This is a genomic window from Streptomyces broussonetiae, assembly GCF_009796285.1.
Lineage (GTDB): Bacteria > Actinomycetota > Actinomycetes > Streptomycetales > Streptomycetaceae > Streptomyces > Streptomyces broussonetiae.
The window spans coordinates 5,773,962-5,794,446 of record NZ_CP047020.1; the positions used below are offsets into that span (position 1 = coordinate 5,773,962).

22 protein-coding genes are annotated in these 20,485 nt (G+C 71.6%); 11 read left to right on the plus strand and 11 right to left on the minus strand.

The window, feature by feature from the left end; translation table 11 throughout:
• Nucleotides 1–144 precede the first annotated feature (144 nt).
• Nucleotides 145–729, plus strand: coding sequence for a 2'-5' RNA ligase family protein (locus GQF42_RS26790; protein WP_158923982.1), 585 nt, complete (start codon nt 145–147; stop codon nt 727–729).
• A 10-nt stretch (nt 730–739) separates the two neighbouring features.
• Here GQF42_RS26790 and GQF42_RS26795 read toward each other — a convergent pair whose 3' ends face one another.
• A complete protein-coding gene (locus GQF42_RS26795; protein WP_158923984.1) occupies nt 740–1,477 on the minus strand; it encodes an SDR family NAD(P)-dependent oxidoreductase in 738 nt (245 codons plus the stop codon).
• A gap of 15 nt (nt 1,478–1,492) precedes the next feature.
• On the minus strand, nt 1,493–2,761 hold the full coding sequence (locus tag GQF42_RS26800) for an FAD-binding oxidoreductase (RefSeq protein ID WP_158923986.1): 1,269 nt from the start codon (nt 2,759–2,761) through the stop codon (nt 1,493–1,495).
• Nucleotides 2,762–2,877: 116 nt separating this feature from the next.
• On the opposite strand from GQF42_RS26800, the gene GQF42_RS26805 reads away from it, so the two are divergent.
• Nucleotides 2,878–3,738, plus strand: a complete 861-nt coding sequence (locus GQF42_RS26805; protein WP_158923988.1) for a YihY/virulence factor BrkB family protein — start codon at nt 2,878–2,880, stop codon at nt 3,736–3,738.
• A gap of 28 nt (nt 3,739–3,766) precedes the next feature.
• On the opposite strand, the gene GQF42_RS26810 is transcribed toward GQF42_RS26805, so the two are convergent.
• Nucleotides 3,767–4,978 carry a D-alanyl-D-alanine carboxypeptidase family protein gene (locus GQF42_RS26810; RefSeq protein WP_325100354.1) on the minus strand — a complete coding sequence of 404 codons (1,212 nt, stop codon included), beginning with the start codon at nt 4,976–4,978 and terminating at the stop codon, nt 3,767–3,769.
• 91 nt (nt 4,979–5,069) lie between these two features.
• Between GQF42_RS26810 and GQF42_RS26815 the strand changes: the two genes are divergently transcribed.
• Together GQF42_RS26815 and GQF42_RS26820 are read left to right on the plus strand one after the other, a co-directional pair.
• Nucleotides 5,070–5,309, plus strand: a complete 240-nt coding sequence (locus tag GQF42_RS26815; RefSeq protein WP_158923992.1) for an SCO4848 family membrane protein — start codon at nt 5,070–5,072, stop codon at nt 5,307–5,309.
• Nucleotides 5,310–5,546: 237 nt separating this feature from the next.
• Nucleotides 5,547–7,091 carry an ABC transporter substrate-binding protein gene (locus tag GQF42_RS26820; RefSeq protein WP_158923994.1) on the plus strand — a complete coding sequence of 515 codons (1,545 nt, stop codon included), beginning with the start codon at nt 5,547–5,549 and terminating at the stop codon, nt 7,089–7,091.
• On the opposite strand, the gene GQF42_RS26825 is transcribed toward GQF42_RS26820, so the two are convergent.
• The 7 genes from GQF42_RS26825 to GQF42_RS26855 all read right to left on the minus strand — a co-directional run bounded on the left by GQF42_RS26825 (nt 7,092) and on the right by GQF42_RS26855 (nt 12,711).
• Nucleotides 7,092–7,913, minus strand: coding sequence for a TetR/AcrR family transcriptional regulator (locus tag GQF42_RS26825; protein WP_233273473.1), 822 nt, complete (start codon nt 7,911–7,913; stop codon nt 7,092–7,094).
• Nucleotides 7,914–8,030: 117 nt separating this feature from the next.
• Nucleotides 8,031–8,441 (minus strand): VOC family protein, encoded by a 411-nt coding sequence (locus GQF42_RS26830; RefSeq protein ID WP_158923996.1) that lies wholly within the window; start codon nt 8,439–8,441, stop codon nt 8,031–8,033.
• Nucleotides 8,442–8,545: 104 nt separating this feature from the next.
• Entirely contained in the window at nt 8,546–9,307 is a 762-nt protein-coding gene (locus GQF42_RS26835; protein WP_067055741.1) for a succinate dehydrogenase iron-sulfur subunit, read from the minus strand.
• Nucleotides 9,307–11,061, minus strand: a complete 1,755-nt coding sequence (sdhA, locus tag GQF42_RS26840; RefSeq protein WP_158923998.1) for a succinate dehydrogenase flavoprotein subunit — start codon at nt 11,059–11,061, stop codon at nt 9,307–9,309. Before sdhA ends, GQF42_RS26835 begins: the two co-directional genes overlap by 1 nt.
• 19 nt (nt 11,062–11,080) lie before the next feature.
• Nucleotides 11,081–11,560 carry a succinate dehydrogenase hydrophobic membrane anchor subunit gene (locus tag GQF42_RS26845; RefSeq protein ID WP_158924000.1) on the minus strand — a complete coding sequence of 160 codons (480 nt, stop codon included), beginning with the start codon at nt 11,558–11,560 and terminating at the stop codon, nt 11,081–11,083.
• A 5-nt stretch (nt 11,561–11,565) separates the two neighbouring features.
• Nucleotides 11,566–11,946 (minus strand): succinate dehydrogenase, cytochrome b556 subunit, encoded by a 381-nt coding sequence (sdhC, locus tag GQF42_RS26850; RefSeq protein ID WP_158924002.1) that lies wholly within the window; start codon nt 11,944–11,946, stop codon nt 11,566–11,568.
• 192 nt (nt 11,947–12,138) lie between these two features.
• Nucleotides 12,139–12,711, minus strand: coding sequence for a 2-oxo-4-hydroxy-4-carboxy-5-ureidoimidazoline decarboxylase (locus GQF42_RS26855; RefSeq protein ID WP_158924004.1), 573 nt, complete (start codon nt 12,709–12,711; stop codon nt 12,139–12,141).
• A 154-nt stretch (nt 12,712–12,865) separates the two neighbouring features.
• Here GQF42_RS26855 and GQF42_RS26860 point away from each other — a divergent pair, with 154 nt between their 5' ends.
• The 7 genes from GQF42_RS26860 (at nt 12,866) to GQF42_RS26890 (ending at nt 19,369) form a co-directional block, all read left to right on the plus strand.
• Nucleotides 12,866–14,515 carry a beta-N-acetylhexosaminidase gene (locus tag GQF42_RS26860; protein ID WP_375988780.1) on the plus strand — a complete coding sequence of 550 codons (1,650 nt, stop codon included), beginning with the start codon at nt 12,866–12,868 and terminating at the stop codon, nt 14,513–14,515.
• Nucleotides 14,516–14,608: 93 nt separating this feature from the next.
• A complete protein-coding gene (locus GQF42_RS26865) occupies nt 14,609–15,178 on the plus strand; it encodes a hypothetical protein (protein WP_158924006.1) in 570 nt (189 codons plus the stop codon).
• A 186-nt stretch (nt 15,179–15,364) separates the two neighbouring features.
• On the plus strand, nt 15,365–15,712 hold the full coding sequence (locus GQF42_RS26870; protein ID WP_158930626.1) for a hypothetical protein: 348 nt from the start codon (nt 15,365–15,367) through the stop codon (nt 15,710–15,712).
• 161 nt (nt 15,713–15,873) lie between these two features.
• Nucleotides 15,874–16,506, plus strand: a complete 633-nt coding sequence (locus GQF42_RS26875) for an RNA polymerase sigma factor (protein ID WP_158930628.1) — start codon at nt 15,874–15,876, stop codon at nt 16,504–16,506.
• 197 nt (nt 16,507–16,703) lie between these two features.
• A complete protein-coding gene (locus GQF42_RS26880; RefSeq protein WP_158924008.1) occupies nt 16,704–17,285 on the plus strand; it encodes a hypothetical protein in 582 nt (193 codons plus the stop codon).
• A gap of 279 nt (nt 17,286–17,564) precedes the next feature.
• The gene (locus GQF42_RS26885; protein WP_158924010.1) at nt 17,565–18,227 is read left to right on the plus strand and encodes an RNA polymerase sigma factor; all 663 of its coding nucleotides are present in this window, start codon (nt 17,565–17,567) and stop codon (nt 18,225–18,227) included.
• Nucleotides 18,227–19,369, plus strand: a complete 1,143-nt coding sequence (locus GQF42_RS26890; protein WP_158924012.1) for a hypothetical protein — start codon at nt 18,227–18,229, stop codon at nt 19,367–19,369. Before GQF42_RS26885 ends, GQF42_RS26890 begins: the two co-directional genes overlap by 1 nt.
• A 231-nt stretch (nt 19,370–19,600) precedes the next feature.
• On the opposite strand, the gene GQF42_RS26895 is transcribed toward GQF42_RS26890, so the two are convergent.
• On the minus strand, nt 19,601–20,449 hold the full coding sequence (locus tag GQF42_RS26895) for a L,D-transpeptidase family protein (RefSeq protein ID WP_158924014.1): 849 nt from the start codon (nt 20,447–20,449) through the stop codon (nt 19,601–19,603).
• Nucleotides 20,450–20,485: the final 36 nt, after the last annotated feature.

The following is a 20,485-nucleotide window of genomic DNA, read 5'->3' on the forward strand; positions in this document are numbered from 1 at the left end:
GCCGCATCGGCAGAGCGCTGCACATCACTTCCCCTGCGCCTGCCCACAGGACACCCATAGCCGTACAGTCGATATCCGACGGTGCAGCGGAACAGACGGCTGAGCGGCCGGGTAGAACACAGGCGCGGACGACAGGAGACGACGTTGGGGACCGTAACGATCGGCGTGTCGATCGCGGTCCCGGAGCCTCACGGCAGCCTGCTCCAGGAGCGGCGCGCGGGCTTCGGCGACGCCGCGGCCCATGGCATTCCCACGCACGTCACGCTGCTGCCGCCGACCGAGGTCGACCGGTGCGACCTGCCGGCCGTCGAGGCGCACCTCACGGAGGTCGCCTCGGGCGGCCGTCCGTTCCCGATGAAGCTGTCGGGCACGGGCACCTTCCGGCCGCTGTCGCCCGTCGTCTACGTCCGTGTCGTCCAGGGCGCCGAGGAGTGCGCCCGGCTCCAGCAGTGGGTGCGGGACGCGTCCGGGCCGGTGGGGCGCGAGCTGCAGTTCCCGTACCACCCACATGTCACCGTCGCGCACGGCATCGACGAGGCCGCCATGGACCGCGCCTTCGAGGAGCTGGCCGGCTACGAGGCCGAGTGGCCGTGCACCGGCTTCGCGCTCTACGAGCAGGGCCCGGACGGGGTCTGGCGCAAGCTGCGGGAGTACACGTTCGGTGGATCCGTCGTCCCCCCGCAGGCGTGCTCCGCGGACCTGGAGCGCGGGACGACCGTCAGCCTGTAGGGGCCGGCCGTCAGACCGGCAGCCTGCGCAGCAGCGCCCGCGGCGTGTGCCGCAGCGCCGTCGTCACCACCCTGAGCACACCCGGCACCCACACCGTCTCCGAGCGGCGCCGCAGACCCAGCTCGATCGCGGTGGCGACCGCCTCCGGGGTGGTGGCGAACGGAGTCTCCGGCCGGTGCACGGATCCGGGGCGTACGACCATCACGTGCACACCGGTGCCGTGCAGGGCGTCGCCGAGGCCCTGGGCGAAGGCGTCGAGGCCGGCCTTGCTGGAGCCGTAGATGAAGTCGGCGCGCCGGGCCCGCACACCGGCCACGGAGGAGAGCACCACGAGGGAGCCGTGCCCCTGGGCCTGCAGGGCCCGGGCGGTGACCAGTGCGGCCGAGACCGCCCCGGTGTAGTTGGTCTGGGCGACCCGGACGGCGCGCGCCGGTTCGCGCTCGTCCTGGGCCTGGTCGCCGAGGACGCCGAAGGCGAGCAGCACCAGGTCGATGTCGCCCTCGGCGAAGATCTTGTCGAGCGCGGTCTCGTGCGACTCGGGATCAAGGGCGTCGAAGCCGGCGGTACGGACGTCCGCGCCGAGCGCGCGCAGGCTCTCGGCGGCCCGCTCCAGGGCGGGCGAGTGCCGGCCGGCCAGCCACACGGTGCGGGTGCGGCGGGCGATCAGCCGGCGCGCGGTGGCCAGCGCGATCTCGGACGTACCGCCGAGCACGAGCAGGGACTGGGGGAGACCGAAGACGTCCTTCACATGCGGTCCTAGGTGCTAGAGGGCGAGTCGGCGGGCGAGGTCCGAGGCGAAGACCGCGCGCGGGTCCAGCCGGGCGCGCAGGGCGCGGAAGTCGGCCGCGCGCGGGTACATGGCGGTGAGAAGGTCGGGGCGGAGCCGGGCGTCCTCGGCGAGGCCGACCCGGCCGCCGGCCGCGGCGACCTCCTCGTCCAGCGCGTCGAGGAAGGCGGGCAGTCCGGGCAGCCCGGCCGGGAGGTCCAGGGCCAGCGTCCAGCCGGGCACGGCACCGCAGAGCCAGCCGGGCCCGGCCTCCCCGAGCCGCTGGAGGACGGCGTGGGCGGTCGGGCAGCGGCGGGAGGCGACGCGCCGCACGATGCGGTGCAGCATCTCCTCCTCGCCGGCGCCGACGGCGAACCGGTAGCGCACCCGGCCGAAACGGCCGTGGAGGCGGCTTTCGAGCGCGACGGTCTCCAGCGGGTGGAAGAAGGCGGACAGATGGCGGAGTTCACCGGTACGCGCGCGCGGCGCCGTCCGGTACCGGATCCCGGCCGGGACGAGGGTGGCGACGGGCGGGAGTCCGGGGGAGCGCAGGGCGAACGGGCGGCGCCACCCGCGCGGGCCCGTGCGCAGGGCGCTCAAGGGGGTGTGGTCGGCGCGGGTGAGGACCGCGCGCCCGGTGGCCGCGCCCCGGGCCGTCAGGTCGATCCGTGCGGCCGCGTAACGGCGGTCCCGTCCGGTGCCGGTCAGGCGGGCCAGCACCTCGTCCAGGTCGGCGGCGCGCTCGGTGCCGACGGTCAGGTACGCGGTCTCCACCGGGAGCAGCCGGATCGTGGCCGTCAGGATCACGCCGGTCAGGCCCAGCCCGCCGGCGGTCGCCTCGAACAGCTCCGTGTCCGGGCGCACCGCACGGACCTCGCCGTCGGCGGTGAGCAGCTCCAGGGCCTGCACGTGGCGGGTGAAGGAGCCGGAGACGTGGAGGCCGGCGGCGATGGCCCCGCCGACCGTCGTGTGCCGGGCGGCGGGCCCGGCGGGCACCAACCAGCCGAGCGGGAGCACGAGTTCGGTCAGCCGCCGCAGGGTGACGCCGGCCGCGCACAGGACGACGCCCTCGTCGGCGTCGACCACGTGGACGCGGTCGAGGCCGGTCATGTCGAGGACGGTGCCGCCCGCGTTCCGCGCCGCGTCCCCGCGGGCGGGGCCCGGGCCGCCCCGGGCGACGGCGCCGCGCGCCCCGCACGCGCGGACGGCGACCGCGGCCTCCTCGTATGTCCGCGGACGGATGACGGAAACCGTGTCTCCAGACATGTCGGTGACCGTATCGCCCCTTTGTGGGAGCTTAGTTGTGGAACATTCGCGTGCTGCACACAACGGGTGATTAGTGGGATGTCATACGAGCGCGCAACCGGGGGCAGGAACGGATCATGGACTGGCTGAAGAGACTTCCCGGCATCGGGCCGATCGTCACCCGCCTGATGGCGACGCACGCGTGGCACTGCTACGAGCGGCTGGACCGGGTGAAGTGGTCGCGGCTGGCCGCCGCCATGACGTTCATCAGCTTCGTGGCGCTGTTCCCGCTGCTGACGGTGGCCGCCGCGGTCACCGCGGCCACGCTCAGCCCCTCCCGGCAGCGGACCGTCGAGCAGAAGATCGCCGAACAGTTCCCGGGGGTCGTCTCGGACCAGCTGAACATCACCTCGCTGGTGCACAACGCCGGCACCGTCGGCCTCATCGCGGGCGCCTTGCTGCTGTTCACGGGCATCAACTGGGTCGGCCAGATGCGGGCTTGCCTGCGCACGGTGTGGGAGCTGCCGGACAAGGCGCAGAACCCGTTGCTCGCCAAGGCCAAGGACGCCGGCATCCTCGTCGGGCTCGGTGGCGCCCTGCTGGTCACGCTCGCCGCGTCCACGTTCGCCTCGGCCGCCGTCGGCCTCGCGTCGCGCCATCTGGGCCTGGACCAGTCCGGCTGGGGCAGCCTGCTGCTGCAGATCGCCGCGTTCGCGGTCGCCGTGCTCGCCGACTTCCTCGTCCTGGTCTACGTCCTGACCCTGCTGCCCGGGGTCGAGCCGCCGCGCCGCCGCCTGGTGGTGGCCGCACTGCTCGGCGCGGTCGGCTTCGAACTGCTGAAACTGCTGCTCAGCGGCTACATCCAGGGCGTCGCCGCGAAGAGCATGTACGGCGCGTTCGGCGTCCCCGTGGCGCTGCTGCTGTGGATCAACTTCACCGCGAGACTCATCCTGTTCTGCGCCTCCTGGACGGCGACGCAGAGCGACGAGCAGGAGTGACGCGAGGAGAACGGGAACGGGACCGGGCTCACCCGTTCCGGCGGCGCAACAGGTCCGGCAGCGGCCACCGACGGTTGATCAGGAACGCCGCACCCGCGAGCAGGATCACCAGCCCGCCCGCGATGGCCGCGGCGGTGCCGACGCCGGTGCCGGAGTCGGCGGCGGCTTTCGTCACCGGCCTGGCCCCGGACCCGGCGGGCTGCCCGCCGGAGGCGCTGGGCGCCGGGCTCGCCAGCGCGTTCTTCGGCGGCACCAGCTCGCCCACCGGGCTGACCTTGCCGGCCGCCCGGAAGCCCCAGTCGAACAGCTTCGCCGTCTCCTTGTAGACCTCGTTGTGGTCGTGCTTCTCCGGGTTCATCACCGTGACGAGCAGCACCCGGCCGCCCCGTTCGGCGACGCCGGTGAAGGTGGCGCCCGCATGCGTGGTGTTGCCGTTCTTCACACCCGCGATGCCCTGGTAGACGGGGACGTCGGTGTCACCGCTCAGCAGCCGGTTGGTGTTCTGGATCTCGCCGGTACCGAACTTGGCCCGCACGGTCGAGCAGTACTCGCGGAAGTCCTTCTTCTGCAGCCCGGACCGCGCGAACAGCGTCAGGTCGTACGCCGAGGAGACCTGCCCCGCCTCGTCGTAACCGTCGGGGGTCACCACGTGCGTGTCCAGGGCCTGCAGTTCCTCGGCGTGGTCCTGCATGTCCTTGACGGTCTGCTGGACCCCGCCGTTCATCGCGGACAGCACGTGCACGGCGTCGTTGCCCGAGCGCAGGAAGACCCCGAGCCACAGGTCGTGGACGCTGTAGCTCTGGCCCTCCTTTATCCCGACCACGCTGGAGCCGGCACCCATGCCGGCGAGGTCCGACGGCGCCACCTTGTGCGTGGTGCCCTTGGGGAAGCGGGGCAGGACGGTGTCCGCGAACAGCATCTTGAGGGTGCTGGCCGGCGGCAGCCGCCAGTGCGCGTTGTGCGCGGCGAGCACATCGCCCGACTCGGCGTCGGTGACGATCCAGGAGCGCGCGGTGAGGTCCTTGGGCAGCACCGGGACGCCCGGTGCGAGGTTCACCTGGGTACCGGGCTGTCCGAGCCGTGCGCCGCCGACGGCCGACATCGTGGCCGGGGGCGTGGCGGTCGGGCTCGTCGAAGGGGCCGGGACGGCCAGAGCGGCGGGCGCGGTGGCGGACAGGGACAGCAGTGCGGCGGAGGTGACCAGCAGTGATCGCCGGCCGGTCTTCTTCGGTGCGGGCACGATCGGAAACGTACCCGGCGCGGCCGGTGAAATCCCGCTCCCGACCCCACCCCCGGCACGGAACCGGACACCGTACGGCGATACTGACTCCATGAACCTCAGCCGCCGCATCTCCTGGTTCCTGCTCGCTTTCGGGGTGTGGAGCTGGGTCATCTGGATCACTTTCGTCAAGAACCTGGTCAAGGACACCAGCGGGCTCGCCTTCGACCACGGCCACCCGACCGCGTACTTCTGGGTGCACCTGCTGCTGGCCGTCGTCTCCTTCGTATTGGGGACGGCCATCGGGGGCATCGGGTTGCGCGGCCTGCGCGCAGTGCGCCGCACGTCATAGCCGGACCCGGACCGCACGCCCGGCTGGAACCGCTCCCACGCCTGTGAAGAGGCTGTGAACCCCGGCGGAAACAACACCTGGGTAAGTTCTTGCCCCAACTGGTCAGAAAGCCCTTCCCCCAGGTGAAACTCCTGTGATTAGGTGAGCCGCGTCACTTGGGGGAGTGGCGCATTCGTGCTGGCCAGGGGTAGGGCCTGTAGGGGGCCTGGGGAGGGCACCACCATGCGATCTGTTCGCATGCGTATTCTCGTGACGCTGCTCGTGCTCGCGGTCGTGGGAATCGGCGGCTGGCAGCTGCTGCCATCGCAGGGGAACAAGGACAAGACCATCACGGTCGGTACGACGGACGCCGTCACGGACCTGGATCCGGCCGGTGCCTACGACGCCGGCTCCTGGGCCCTGTTCAGCAACGTGTTCCAGTCACTGCTGACCTTCGAGCCGGGCGGGGTCGCACCGGTCCCGGACGCGGCGCAGAGCTGTGCCTTCCAGGGCAGCGGGCTCAGGACGTACCAGTGCACGCTGCGCTCCGGGATCACCTTCCCGAGCGGGCGCACGATGACGGCCGAGGACGTGAAGTACTCCTTCGACCGGGTCAAGAAGATCAACTCGGACACCGGCCCGGCCTCGCTGTTCTCCACGCTCGCCTCGGTGAGCGCCGACAGTGCCACCACCGTCACATTCCACCTGACGTCCGCGGACGCCACCTGGCCGCTGAAGGTCGCCACCGGCGCCGGGTCGATCGTCGACAAGGACACGTACCCGGCGGACTCGCTGCGCACCGGCAGCACGGTCGACGGCACCGGCCCGTACCGGCTGACGTCGTACACCAAGGACGAGAAGGCCGAACTCGCCCCGAACTCGCACTACAAGGGCGACCTCGGCGCCACCGGCCGCCCGATCGAGCTGCGCTACTACACCGACTCGGCCAGGCTCGACAGCGCCTGGAAGGCCCAGCAGATCGAGGTCGCCACCCGGAACCTCTCGCCGGGTGTGCTCGCCCAGCTCAACCCGAGCGACCCCAACCGGCGCGTCACCGAGTCCGACAGCTCCGAGACCCGCAACCTGTACCTCAACACCCGCGCCGGCTCCCCGCTGCGCGACGTACGGGTGCGCCGCGCGATGGCCTGGCTGGTCAACCGCGAGCAACTGGCCGCGACGGTCTACAACGGCACGGTCGACCCGCTGTACTCACTGATCCCGACCGGCATCACCGGCCACACCACGTCGTTCTTCGACGACTACCCGACACAGAGCGCCGCCAGGGCCCGCGCGCTGCTCACCCAGGCCGGGGTCAGCCTGCCGGTGCACTTCACCTTCGGCTACGGCATCGGGCACGGCGCGGGCGCGCAGGAGGCCGCGGAGCTGAAGAAGCAGCTGGAGGCGGGCGGCCTGTTCGAGGTGGACGTCAAGGGCTACGAGTGGACCGACTTCCAGAAGCAGTGGGCCGCCGGGAAGATGGACGCCTGGGCGGTCGGCTGGGTGGCCGACTATCCCGACCCGGACACCTTCGGCGCGGCGCTCGTCGGCACCGGCTCCACCATGAGCACCGGGTACAGCAACAAGGCGGTCGACCAGCTCATCCTGGACAGCCGGCAGTACGCCGACCGCAGCCGGGCCGCGAAGGACTTCCAGGGCATCCAGTCGAACGTCGCCCAGGACGTCCCGCTGATCCCGCTGTGGCAGCGCAAGGAGTACGTGGTCAGCACCGAGGACGTGGGCGGCAGCCAGTACCTGGACGACGGCACGGGCGTGTTCCGCCTGTGGCGCCTGACCTGGATCTGATCAGCCCTCCTCGTTCCTCTTCCCGCGCCCCTCGGTCTCGGCGGTCTCCGCGGTCTCCGCGGTCTCCGCGGTCTCGGCGGTCTCCTTGGTCCTCCTGCTCCGGGGATCCGGCAGTGCCTTGGTCATGCCGGGCAGGAAGTCCGTGAACAGCTCATGGACCTCCAGGACCAGGGGGCGCAGCACACGAAAGCGGGCGAGCGCCACGCCGCGGGCGGTCAGCCGGGCACCGCGCCGGGCCAGCCGGTAGCTGCGCTCGCGCCCCTCCGTCCGGTCGAAGACCCAGTACAGGACGAGTCCCATCTGGGCGAGCCACATCAACTCCGGGAGGGCATCGCGCAGTTCGGCCGGGACCTTGGACTTCGACCCGGCCAGCACCTCCCGGTGGATGGCGATCGCCTGCTCGCGGGCGGGCGCGCTCTCGGGCGAGAAGGGGCTGAGCGGGCTGTCGGGATCGGCGGCGTTCTTGAAGAACTGCACGGCGAACTCGTGGTACGGCCGGGCGATGTCGAGCCACACCGTCAGCACGCCCGCGAGTCGCGCCTCAAGGCCCGTCTCCCGGTCCAGGACCTCACGGACGGCTGCCTGCTGTTCGGCGGCGATCCGGTCGTAGAAGCCCTGGACCAGGTGCTCCTTGCCCGCGAAGTAGTAGTAGGCGTTGCCGACGGAGACTCCGGCCTCCGTGGCGATGGCCCGCATGGTGGTCTTGTCGTACCCACGCTCCTGGAACAGCCGCAGCGCTGTCTCCAGGATCAGCGCGCGGGTCTGCTCGGACTTGCTGCTGGGGGAGTCGGCCGGCTCGGGGCCGTCGTTCTTCGCGGGCACGGTAGGAGCCTAAGCCGTGGCAGGCCGCCGTCCGCCTGCGGCTGCGTCGTCGTTGCTCGCGCGCACGCGGCGGAGCCGCAGACCGATACGGCCCGCTCCCCTCGGGGGCGCTTCGCCTCAGCCTGTTCGGCCGAGTTCACGGCGCTTTGTGTAGTCCGTGAAGCCGAGGATGTTCCCCCACGGGTCGGCGATCTCGACGGCCCACCCGGTGGCCGTCTGCAACGGCTCGTCCAGCGCGCGGATACCGGCCGCGGCCAGTGCGCTCGCCGCCGCCCGCGCGTCCGGCACCTCCACCCACACCCGCGCCGAGGGCCACGGCGGCGTCCGGTGCCTCAGCTCCTCCTCGACCCGCAGCAGGATCCCGGGCATCTCCTTGCCGACCCTGAGCAGCGCGATCCCGGCCTCGTCGAACCGGAACCCCACGGCGAACCCGGCCCGCTCGTAGAAGCCGACGGCCTCGCCGAGGTCGCCGACGGGCAGCAGCACGTTGTCGAAACCGAGCAGCTCGTACGACTCTTCGTCTGGCATGTCGTCAGATTAGAACCGGCCGCCGGGGAAAACCGTCCAAAACGCCCGAGGGCCCCGCTTCCGGCAGGGAAGCGGGGCCCTCGTCGGCCGGGCGCCGAGAAGGATCAGTAGCGGCGCGTGATCAGCGCGCGCTTGACTTCCTGGATCGCCTTGGTGACCTCGATACCGCGCGGGCAGGCGTCCGTGCAGTTGAAGGTCGTACGGCAACGCCACACGCCGTCACGGTCGTTGAGGATCTCCAGGCGCTGCTCGCCCGCCTCGTCACGGCTGTCGAAGATGAAGCGGTGGGCGTTCACGATCGCGGCCGGACCGAAGTACTGGCCGTCGTTCCAGAACACCGGGCAGGAGGAGGTGCAGGCCGCGCAGAGGATGCACTTCGTCGTGTCGTCGAAGCGCTCGCGGTCCTCGGCCGACTGCAGCCGCTCGCGCGTCGGCTCGTTCGTGTCCTTGGTGACCAGGAACGGCATGACGTCCCGGTACGCCTGGAAGAACGGCTCCATGTCCACGACCAGGTCCTTCAGGACCGTCAGGCCCTTGATGGGCTCGACCGTGATCGGCTTCTCGGGGTTGATGTCCTTGATCAGCGTCTTGCAGGCAAGGCGGTTCTTGCCGTTGATCCGCATCGCGTCCGAGCCGCAGATGCCGTGCGCGCACGAGCGGCGGAAGGTGAGGGTGCCGTCGACGTCCCACTTGATCTTGTGGAGGCCGTCGAGGACGCGCTCCTTCGGGTCGATCTCCAGCTGGAAGTCTTCCCAGGTCGCCTCCGCCGAGACCTCCGGGTTGAACCGGCGGACCCGGAAGGTGACGGTGATGTACGGGGACGCGGCGGACTCCGCCTCCACCTTGTCCAGAACGGGGGTAGCCATCAGTACTTACGCTCCATCGGCTGGTAGCGGGTCTGGACGACCGGCTTGTAGTCGAGACGGATGGACTCGGTGCCGTCGTCGCCCACCTCGCGGTACGCCATGGTGTGGCGCATGAAGTTGACGTCGTCGCGGTTCGGGTAGTCCTCGCGGTAGTGACCGCCGCGGGACTCCTTGCGGGCCAGGGCGGAGACGGCCATGACCTCGGCCAGCTCGAGCAGGTTGCCCAGCTCGATGGCCTCCAGCAGGTCCGTGTTGAACCGCTTGCCCTTGTCCTGGATCGAGACGTTCCTGTAGCGCTCGCGCAGCTCGGCGATCTTCTCGACGGCCGTCTTGATCGTCTGCTCGGTGCGGAACACCATGACGTTGGCGTCCATGGTCTCCTGCAGTTCCTTGCGGATCGCGGCCACCCGCTCGTTGCCGGTGGAGTTGCGCAGCTTCTCGATCTGCTCGACGACGAACGCCTCCGGGTTCTCCGGCAGCTCGACGAAGTCCGCCTTGTCGGCGTACTCGGCGGCGGCGATGCCCGAACGGCGGCCGAAGACGTTGATGTCCAGCAGCGAGTTGGTGCCGAGGCGGTTGGCGCCGTGCACGGAGACACAGGCGACCTCGCCGGCCGCGTACAGACCCGGGACGACAGTGGTGTTGTCCGACAGGACCTCACCCTCGACGTTCGTCGGGATGCCGCCCATCGCGTAGTGCGCGGTGGGCTGGATCGGGATCGGGTCCGTGTACGGCTCGATGCCGAGGTAGGTCCGCGCGAACTCCGTGATGTCCGGGAGCTTGGCGTCCAGCTGCTCCGGCGGCAGGTGGGTGAGGTCGAGGTAGACGTGGTCGCCCTCGGGACCGCAGCCGCGACCCTCGCGGATCTCGGTGTAGATGGAGCGGGACACGACGTCACGGGACGCCAGGTCCTTCATGACGGGAGCGTACTTCTCCATGAAGCGCTCGCCGTCCTTGTTGCGCAGGATGCCGCCCTCACCGCGGGCGCCCTCGGTGAGCAGGATGCCCATGCGCCAGATGCCGGTCGGGTGGAACTGGAAGAACTCCATGTCCTCCAGCGGGATGCCCCGGCGGTAGCACGCGGCCTGGCCGTCACCGGTCAGGGTGTGCGCGTTGGAGGTCACCCGGAAGAACTTGCCGGTGCCGCCGGAGGCGTAGATGACCGACTTCGCCTGGAAGACGTGGATCTCACCGGTGGCCAGCTCGTACGCCACGACACCGGCGGAGTGCTTGACCCCGTCGACCTCGGTGATCAGCTGGTCCAGGACGTAGAACTCGTTGAAGAACTCCACGCCCTCCTTGACGCAGTTCTGGTACAGCGTCTGGAGGATCATGTGGCCGGTGCGGTCCGCGGCGTAGCAGGACCGGCGGACCGGGGCCTCGCCGTGGTTGCGGGAGTGACCGCCGAAGCGGCGCTGGTCGATGGTGCCGTTCGGGGTCCGGTTGAACGGCAGGCCCATCTTCTCCAGGTCGAGGACGGCGTCGATGGCCTCCTTCGCCAGGATCTCGGCGGCGTCCTGGTCGACCAGGTAGTCACCGCCCTTGACCGTGTCGAAGGTGTGCCACTCCCAGTTGTCCTCCTCCACGTTGGCGAGCGCGGCGGCCATGCCGCCCTGCGCGGCGCCCGTGTGGGAGCGGGTGGGGTAGAGCTTGGTCAGCACGGCGGTGCGGCTGCGCTTCGTGGCCTCGATGGCGGCGCGCATGCCCGCGCCACCGGCGCCGACGATGACGGTGTCGTACTTGTGGATCTTCATGATTCTCGCAGCCCCGTGCCTAGCGGATGTTCGGGTCGAAGGTGAAGATCACCAGCGTGCCCAGCAGGATGGTGAACACCGTGGCGGTGTAGAGCAGGGCCTTCAGCCACATACGGGAGGCGGCACGCTCCGCGTAGTCGTTGATGACCGTGCGCAGGCCGTTGGCGCCGTGCAGCATCGCGAGCCACAGCATCAGCAGGTCCCAGACCTGCCAGAACGGGGACGCCCAGCGGCCGGCCACGAAGGCGAAGCCGACCTTGGAGACGCCGCCGTCCAGCACGAGCTGGATCAGCAGGTGGCCGATGACCAGGACGACCAGCACGATGCCGGACAGGCGCATGAACAGCCAGGCGGCCAGCTCGAAGTTGCCCCGGGTCGACTTGGGGGTCTTCTTCGTGCGCTTGCGCGGCGCCTCGATCAGCGGGGCCGGGTTGTCGACGGTGTAGACGGCGCCCTCGACGGGGCCGATCCCGGACGCGGTGGTTTCAGTCGTGGACATCGGCGTCAGCTCCCGAACAGAACACGAGCGGCGTGGCCGAGCACGGGGTAGATCGCGCCGACCATCAGGACGACCCAGACACCCATCACGGTCCAGAACATCTGCTTCTGGTAGCGCGGGCCCTTCGACCAGAAGTCGACGGCGATGACGCGCAGGCCGTTGAGCGCGTGGAAGAGAATGGCGGCGACGAGGCCGTATTCGAGGCACGCGACGATCGGCGTCTTGTACGTGGCTACGACCTTGTCGTAGTCCTCGGGGGAGACACGCACGAGAGCGGTGTCCAGCACGTGGACGAACAGGAAGAAGAAAATGAGGACGCCGGTGACTCGGTGAGCCACCCAGGACCACATTCCTTCCCGGCCGCGGTACAGCGTTCCAGCCGGCACGGAAGAACCCTCCGGGAGCGGGGACTAGGGCCGCGCCGGCTTCGGTGTCGGTCGGGCCCGGCCGGGTACGGTCCACCGGCCCTCTGCATCGTATCCGTGCTGCACGGCGGTGCTTACGGGGGGCCTGCCCGAGTGATCAAACTGCCACCGGATGGGGGAGCGCCGGGCGGCTGCCGGGGGCGTGGTGCCCCGTCATGTGCCGACCGCGGGTGCGTTGGCGCTGGTCATGCCCCGCGACGGAGCCGCTGGTAGATGCGGTTTCGCACCCCTCAGGGAAATGGCCAGTCTGCTTCTTGCCAAGCGCCGGAGTTCCTCTGCCGCCACCACCCGTTCCTCCTCCGGATCGTTTGTCAATCGTGATCGGATGCCTTCGAGGATGTGGTCGAGTGCCTCGTCCGGGTGGACGTCACCCGGGTAGATGATGAACGCGTGTCCGAATCGTGCCTCGTAGGCCGCGTGAGCCGCACCCAGGGCCATGTGGGCCGCCGAGTAGGTGTCCTCGGGGAGGGCGGGGAGGGACTCTCCGGCCAGGGCCTCCGACAGGTCCGCCGGGGACAGGTCGTACGCCGCCTCGTCCGCAGCGGCCAGGAGGGACTCCAGGTCGGGGTAGGGGCGGTGGTCCGCGATGCGGCGGGACCAGCGCAGGCTGCACAGACAGCGCAGGAGCAGGGCGCGGGCCTCGTCGTCGGGGGCGGTGTTGAAGGCGTCGAGGGGCTTGGGGAGGTACGGGAGACGGTGGGCGGGCAGCGTGGGTCCTCGCGTCACATGTGGCGTGGCAGGGGATGCTGTGAAAGGTGTGTCGTCAGGTTATCGAGAGTGGTCACTGTGTGTCCTCGTGGTGCCTGAAATTCACCCGGACGGCAGAGTTTGGGAACGCCCGGGTGACGAATGAACAGCGGGTCGGTCGTACGTTGGCAGAGTGACCCAGCACAAACGCCGTGCTTCGGCGCAACAGGTGATACGTAAGCGGGCGGTGGTGGCCGCCGCGTTCGTCGGAACCATCGCGATCGGTACCGGCGTCGGTGTGTGGGCCTCGTCGGGCGGGAACGGCGGGAAGGCGGACGGGGGTGCGGCGCGGTCGTCCTCCGGCCAGGGGGGCGGAAGCGGCTCCGGCGCGTCGCAGAGCCCCACGCCCGGCCGGTCCTATGCGCTGTCCCGGGCGCCGCGGACGATACCCGCGGTGCACGCCTTCACCCCGGCGCGGGGGCCGGGCTGGAAGCCGCAGAAGAACGAGCGCGTGGTGGTGAGCGACGCAGAGCTGGCCGACACGGGGCGGCTGATGGCCGGGGAGCTGGGGCTCACCTACGCGGGGGAGAAGGACGACGTGCGGGCGGGGGACGTCCGGCTCGCGCTCGGCGGCGGGGGCGGGAACCAGGAGTCGTACGCCATGACCGTCCGCGACGGACGGGTCGACATCAGCGGGCCGGGCGACGCGGGCGTGTTCTACGGCACCCGCACCCTCAAGCAGGAGGTCCACGGCGGCGCCGCGGCCCCGGAGGGGGTCGTGCGGGACGAGCCCGCCAAGCCGGTGCGGGGGTTCATGCTGGACATCGCGCGCAAGCCGTTCTCCGAGTCCTGGATCGAGGACCGGATACGCGAGCTGGGGGATCTCAAGTTCAACGAACTGGGACTGCACTTCTCCGACGACCAGGGTTTCCGGATCGAGTCCAGCACCCACCCCGAGATCGTCTCCAAGGACCACCTGACCAAGGCACAGGTCAAGAAGATCGTGGACCTGGCGAACAGCCGGCACATCACCGTCGTACCCGAGATCGACTCGCCCGGGCATCTGGGGGCCGTCATCGCCGCCCACCCGGACCTGCAACTGCGCAACGCCGACGGGGTGGCCACCAAGGGCGCGGTCGACATCTCCAAGCCCGGCTCCGCGAAGATCGTCGACGACCTGCTGAACGAGTACGCGGGGCTGTTCACCGGCAACCAGTGGCAGCTGGGCGGGGACGAGTACCAGGCGCTCACCGTGAAGGACCCGCAGGCCTCGTATCCGCAGCTCGCAGCCGCTGCCCGGAAGGCCTACGGCTCCGGCGGCACGGTCGCCGGCCTCACCACCGGCTGGCTCAACGCCCGCGCCGACACCGTGCGCGCCCACGGCAGGACCATGCGCGCCTGGAACGACGGCTTCTACCGCGGTACTTCCGTGCAGCCCGCCCAGGACCTCCAGGTCGCCTACTGGACCGGCAAGGAGCTGGGCGCCCGGCAGCCGGTGGAGTACCTGAGCGCGGGCCGGAAGGTCGTCAACTACAACGACGAGTTCCTCTACTACGTCCTCGGTCAGCCGCAGACCTTCGTCTACCCGACCGGGAGGCGGATCTACGAGCAGTGGAACCCGTTGGTGGTGCGCGGCACGACCGCCGTACCGGCGAAGTACGACGGGCAGATACTCGGCGGAACCTTCGGGGTGTGGTGCGACTTCCCCGACGCGCAGACGCAGGCGCAGGTCGCAGCAGGCATACGGATGCCGCTGCGGGCCACCGTGCAGAAGCTGTGGGACCCGGGCAAACCGTCCCTGTCCTGGGCGGACTTCCAACAGCTTTCGGCCAGGCTGGGCTGAGCCGGCGCTCCCTGTGACACCGGGAGGGGTCCGGACGCAGTAAGGGGAAGTACGGGCTCCGTACCGGTCGGTGCCCTGGCGAGGGAGACATTCATGAGCCTGGTGGAACAAATCGCACAGGCCGACGAACGCGGACTGGCCGCCAGCGGGTTGGCTTGTTTGGACCGGTGCCTGCCTCTGCTCGGTGCCGACGACGAACTGCTGCGGCCCCTGTGGGCGAGCCTTGCCGACGGCTCGGACTGGTCCGTGGGCCTGGAGCGGGCCCGGGGCAGCGTGGGTGCCGAGGAGGGCGCCGACGACGAGGCCGCGCTGCTGGTGCGGCGGATGCTGGACGCGGCCCCGGCCGCGCGCACCGCCGACGCGGTACGGCCCTGGGCCGACGCCTGCTCGGTCGCCTCGCTGCGCATCCACCGGCTGCTCGACCCCGCCGCCGACGGCACCCCGGCCGCCGAAGCCCTCGACTCCGGGCGCGCGGGCGACACGGCGGACCTGCCGCCGCTGGTCGCCGCCGAGCTGCGCCGCCAGCGGGCCGTGCTGGACCTCCTCGCCGAACACGGCAGCCACGGCCTGCGCCGCGCACTGGACGTGTCGGTGGAGGGGCGCCGGGTGCTGCGGGCGGTGGTGTCCCGCCGGGCGCGCAGCGAGGCGGAGTCGGGGGCGTGACCGTCCGGCCTGCGGCCAAGGCGATCCTGTGAGCGCTCTGCGGTGGACGTGGGGCGGTCCTGCGACGGTTGACGAAACGTTTCGAATCGGCGTGACGGATGGCGGGGCCGGCTCGCTCTTCCCTATGTGACAGCCCAGGACGTGACACCACAGCAGGAGACCAGGCCGCACGCCGCGGCGAAGCCGGTGCGGTGGGCGGCCGACACCGTGGCGATGGCGCGCGAGGGCGCCCGGGTCCGGCTCGACTACTCGGCGCAGAGCCTGTGGCGGGCGGACCGGATGATCGAGGAGATCCGCCGCGAGGGCCCGCCGTACCCCGCCGTCGAGAGCGCCCTGCGCGGTTTCGGCGCCTACGCGGGCGAGGTGATCGTCCGCCAGACCGGCGGCGAGTGGTGGGCGACGGGCGGTGAGTACTGGGTGCGCACCCCCGACGGCCGGCTGTGGGACCCCGTCGACGAGGCCCGGCGCGTGTACGGCGGCCACGGCTCGCTGCGCCTGTTGTGCCGGGACGCGACCTCCTCCGGACGGGCGTAGCCGGACCCGGAGGAGGCGCCGGGCGGGTACTACGGCCTAGCTGTGACACTTCTATGAGGCCCGGCGCTGATGATCGTGGAGGGCGGAGACACGGCCGGACGTGTCGGACCGTGAGGGACGCGCCACGCAGTGGCCATGAACTGGGCACGAACGAGGACGTCTTGGGCCAGGGAGGGGAACCCCGCCGCCCGCCGCCGCGGGACGCGGAGCTGGGCGCGGCCGTCGCGCGCGCCCAGGACGGCGACGAGACCGCCTTCGCGGTGGCCTACCGGATCGTGCAGCCCGGACTCCTCGGCTACCTGCGGGGTCTGGTCGGCGAGGACGCGGAGGACGTGGCCTCCGACGCCTGGCTGGAGATAGCCCGGGACCTCGGCCGGTTCAAGGGCGACGGCGCGGGCTTTCGCGGCTGGACCGCGACCATCGCCCGGCACCGTGCCCTGGACCATCTGCGCCGTCTGCGGGTGCGGCCCCGGGCCTCGGCCCTCGAACAGGACGCGCTGGAGCTGCCCGGCCGGCTCGACACCCACGACCAGGCCCTGGAGTCGCTGTCCACCGAACGCGCGCTGGACCTGGTGCGCGCCCTCCCGCGCGACCAGGCCGAGGCCGTGCTGCTGCGCGTGGTCGTCGGCCTCGACGGCCCGTCCGCCGCGCGCGTCCTCGGCAAGCGCCCCGGCGCCGTCCGCACGGCCGCCCACCGCGGACTCAAGCGGCTCGCCCGGCATCTGGGCGCACAGGGCGAGGGTGGCACGGGTGTGACGGATGAGGGCCCGCGGACGCTGGGTGAGTCGGAATGAACGCCGACGGCCGCGGGCCGTATGGAAGGCCGTACGGATCCGCGTACGGCACCGGCACAGACACTGTTTCCGGGCCCGTGGATCCGGCGCGTCGGGTGGACCGGACGAGGACGGGAACGGACATGGGCGAACGGCACAGCGACGACGGGCTGCCCGACCGTCGGCGCGTACCTCCCAGTGTGTCCGAGTCGGCTGAAATGTCAGGGTTTGGGGCCTGGTTCGGTGCCGCCCTGCGTGCCGACGGTGTCGATCCCGAGGCCGAGCGCCGGGCCGTGGCCGCCTTCCGTGCGGCCCGTGCCGCCCCTTCGCCCGGCGCGCGCCGGGTGCGCGCCCGGCGCCGGGACGACTGGCGGCCCGCCGCACCGCGCCGTGCCCGGCTGACGCTGCGGGGCACGCTCTCGGTGGCGCTCGCGAGCGTCGCGCTGGGCGGGGTCGCCGTCGCGGCGATCGGTACGACGGGCTCCGGCGCGGACGCCGGCCGGGGCGCCGTGCATCCGGCCCGCCCCTCGGTGAGCGCCCCGTACCGCCCGGCTCCGGCCGCCGGGTCCGTGACCCCGGGCCCGTCCGGCCTCTTCGTGCGCCCGCGCCGCCCGGCCGCCGCTCGGGATGCGCCGACTCACCACGCCCGCAAGAAGCGCACGCAAGGGAAGCGCACGCAAGGGAAGCGCACGCAAGGGAAGCGCGGGCAAGAGAAAAAGGGTGACAAAGACGGCAATTCGGGCGTCAAGTCCCGTGGCGTCGCCCCGAGTTCGAAGCCGACCGGCCGGGCGAAGAAGTAGCGCCGGGCGGGAGAGGCGGGTGGCGCCGAGGCAACGGCCGGGGCCGCCACCCCCCACAGGAGAGGCCCCGGCCGTCGCGCGGACGGGCCGCGCACGGCCCGTACTTCCTTCAGCGCCGTGAGTGCGTTTTCTGTCACACCCGGGTCGCGGCCGGCCTCCTCCCGCGCACTCCAGGCGCCGGTCACGAGTTAGTTGCATCTTCTACGGACGTGGACGGGGACCGCTTTCACGCCGTAACGTGCCTTTCGCGCCGACCGAAGACAGGCGTTAGGGAGTGCGGTGCTGGGGGACGACGCGGAGCTGACCGCCGCGGTGCGTGCGGCACAGGACGGGGACGAGACCGCGTTCCGTACGGTGTATCGCGCCGTGCACCCACGGCTGCTCGGATACGTCCGCACGCTGGTCGGTGATCCGGACGCCGAGGACGTCGCCTCCGAGGCCTGGCTGCAGATCGCCCGTGACCTGGACCGGTTCAGCGGAGACGCCGACCGGTTCCGCGGCTGGGCCGCCCGGATCGCCCGCAACCGCGCCCTGGACCACATACGGATGCGCGGTCGCCGCCCCGCGATAGGCGGCGACGAGACGGAACTGACCGGACGGGCCGCCGAGTCCGACACCGCCGGTGAGGCCATCGAGGCCCTGGCCACCGACAGCACCCTCTCCCTCATCGCGCGGCTCCCGCAGGACCAGGCCGAGGCGGTCGTCCTGCGTGTGGTGGTCGGTCTCGACGCCAAGAGCGCCGCCGAGACGCTCGGCAAACGCGCCGGTGCCGTACGCACCGCGGCGCACCGAGGCCTCAAGCGGCTCGCGGAGCTGCTCGGCCAGGATCCGGAATCGGTGGGCGCCCTGGATGCGCTCCCGCCCCAGCGAGAACCGCGCCACGGCGCGGTGTCGTCCGCAACTGTGACGCATACGCGTCCGCGGACGCAGAAGGACATGTGATGGCCGACGAGCACGACAAGTGGCTGAACCGCAGGACGGCGGAACGTCTGCTGCGCGGGGAGTCACTGGAAGCCGTCGACGCCGGCGCCCGTGACCAGGCCGAACGTCTCTCCCGGGCGCTCGGTGCCCTGTCCGCGCAGGCGGCTGCCGCCACCGGTGAACTCCCCGGCGAACAGGCCGCCCTGGCCGCGTTCCGCAAGGCTCGCGAGGCCGCGGAGGCCGAGCGCACCGCCGCAGCCCTCGCCACAGCCGCCTCCGCCCGGCGTGCCGGCGCGGCCGAACCGCCCGCCGACGCGGGGCTGGTCCGCATCGGCGCCCCGGGCCGCGGGGCCCGTAGCGGAACCCCGGCCCGCCGCCCCCGCTGGGCCCGCCCGGCCCGGCTGGCGCTCGCCGCGGGGGTGAGCGTGGGCATGCTCGGCGGGGTCGCCATGGCCGTCGGGAGCGGGGTGCTGCCCACACCGTTCGACTCCGGGAACCCCGGCCCTGCCGCCTCCGTCTCCGCCGGTCAGACCTCGAACGCGCCGCTCGCCTCGGTCTCTCCGTCGCTGACCCCGGACCCCGGTCCGGGCGTGCCGAGCGGCAGCACGGGCGCGGGTTCGGGCGGTGCCTCCGGCCGGGCCACCGGACCGGGCAGCAGCCCGGGCGCGAGCGGCGCACCGGGCTCCGGCGCCGCCTCAGGGGCGCCGGGCGGCCGCTGGCAGGACATCACCACGGCCTGCCGGGACATCCGGGACGGCAGGCAGCCGGAGTCCGGCCGGCTGCGCGCGCTGGAGAACCTGGCCGGCGGCTCCGCACGGGTGAACCGCTACTGCAAGGTGATCCTGGCCACCGGTGACTCGGCGATCGGCGGCACGAACGGCAGCGGCGGCGACGACCCGGGAAAAGGCCAGGACCAGGGCAAGGGCCAGGGGAGCGGCGGGGACCGGGGCAAGGGGAACGGCCAGGGCGGTGACGACGAGGGCCAGGGCGACGACGACAGCCACCCGGGCCGCGGCCACCACGGCACCGGCGGTGACCACGGCAGGGGCCGGCACCGCGACGGCGCCGCACCCGCCCCCTCCGCCTTCACCCCTGAGCGCCCGACCCGGACGAGCGGTACCGCACCGGCCCCCGCACCCAGCCCGACGTACACCGCCCGCTGACGCACGGTGTCCCCTCGCACCCCTGTGACCTGCGATTTCGTTGGTTCGAGAAATTTTTTCGGCGTCAGGTGTGACGTTTCTGAAGTCCAAGGCGCAGTACTGAGTGAGCCGACTGGTCATCGGCCGTCGCACTGAGCCGGGGTTCCCCCCGTACCCACGGCTCGTGCACCTGGCGCGGGCGGGACACGTTCCCCCGGTCCCGCCCGCGCCCATTCTCCTCCGCCTTCTGCGTCACCAGTGGACGACGACCTTGTCACCCACCTGGACCTGCGCGAACAGCTGCCTGATGGCGGACTCGTCGCGGACGTTGACGCAACCGTGCGAGCCGCCCGCGTAACCGCGCGCAGCGAAGTCGTACGAGAAGTGCACCGCCTGTCCGCCGCTGAAGAACATCGCGTACGGCATCGGCGAGTGGTAGAGCGTGGACACCCAGGTCCGCGCCTTCCAGTAGATGTGGAAGACACCCTCCCGGGTCGGCGAGTACTGGGTGCCGAACCGAACCGCCATGGTCGACACCGTCCGCCCGTCGACCATCCAGCGCAGCGTGCGCGTCGTCTTGTCGATGCACAGCGCGCGTCCGGTCAGGCAGCGCGGGTCGGGTGCGCCGGCCGGCTGACCGCCCATCAGATACAGCTCCCAGGTACCAGGGGCGTGCGTCATCGCCACCAGGCGCTGCCAGGTGACGGTGTCCGCCTGTCCGGTGGGCGGCAGCCCGCGCCTGCCCTGGAAGCCCTCGACGGCCCGCGCGGTCAGATCGTCGTACGACCCCGTCGGTCCGTCGAACAGCCAGTCCACCTGACGCAGCCGGGCCTGCAGGTTCCGCACCCCCGGCCCGCTGTCGCCGAGCGACCACAGGACGCGGGACGGCGCTGCGGCGGACGGGGTCGGGGCCGGGGCGGACGGGGTCGGGGCCTGGGCCGTCCGGGTGGTGACGGACCCCGGGCCCGACGGCAGCCGGATGTGCACCGGCGGGCCGGGTCTGCCGTCCGTGCCCGTCGGCTGCTGCACGGTGCAGCCGCACAGGGCGGCGAGGGCGGCACAGGAGGTGAGTACGGCGGCGAGCGGACCCCTGATCCTCATGCCGGGGATGTTTCCCCGCGTGACCGCCGCCGAACT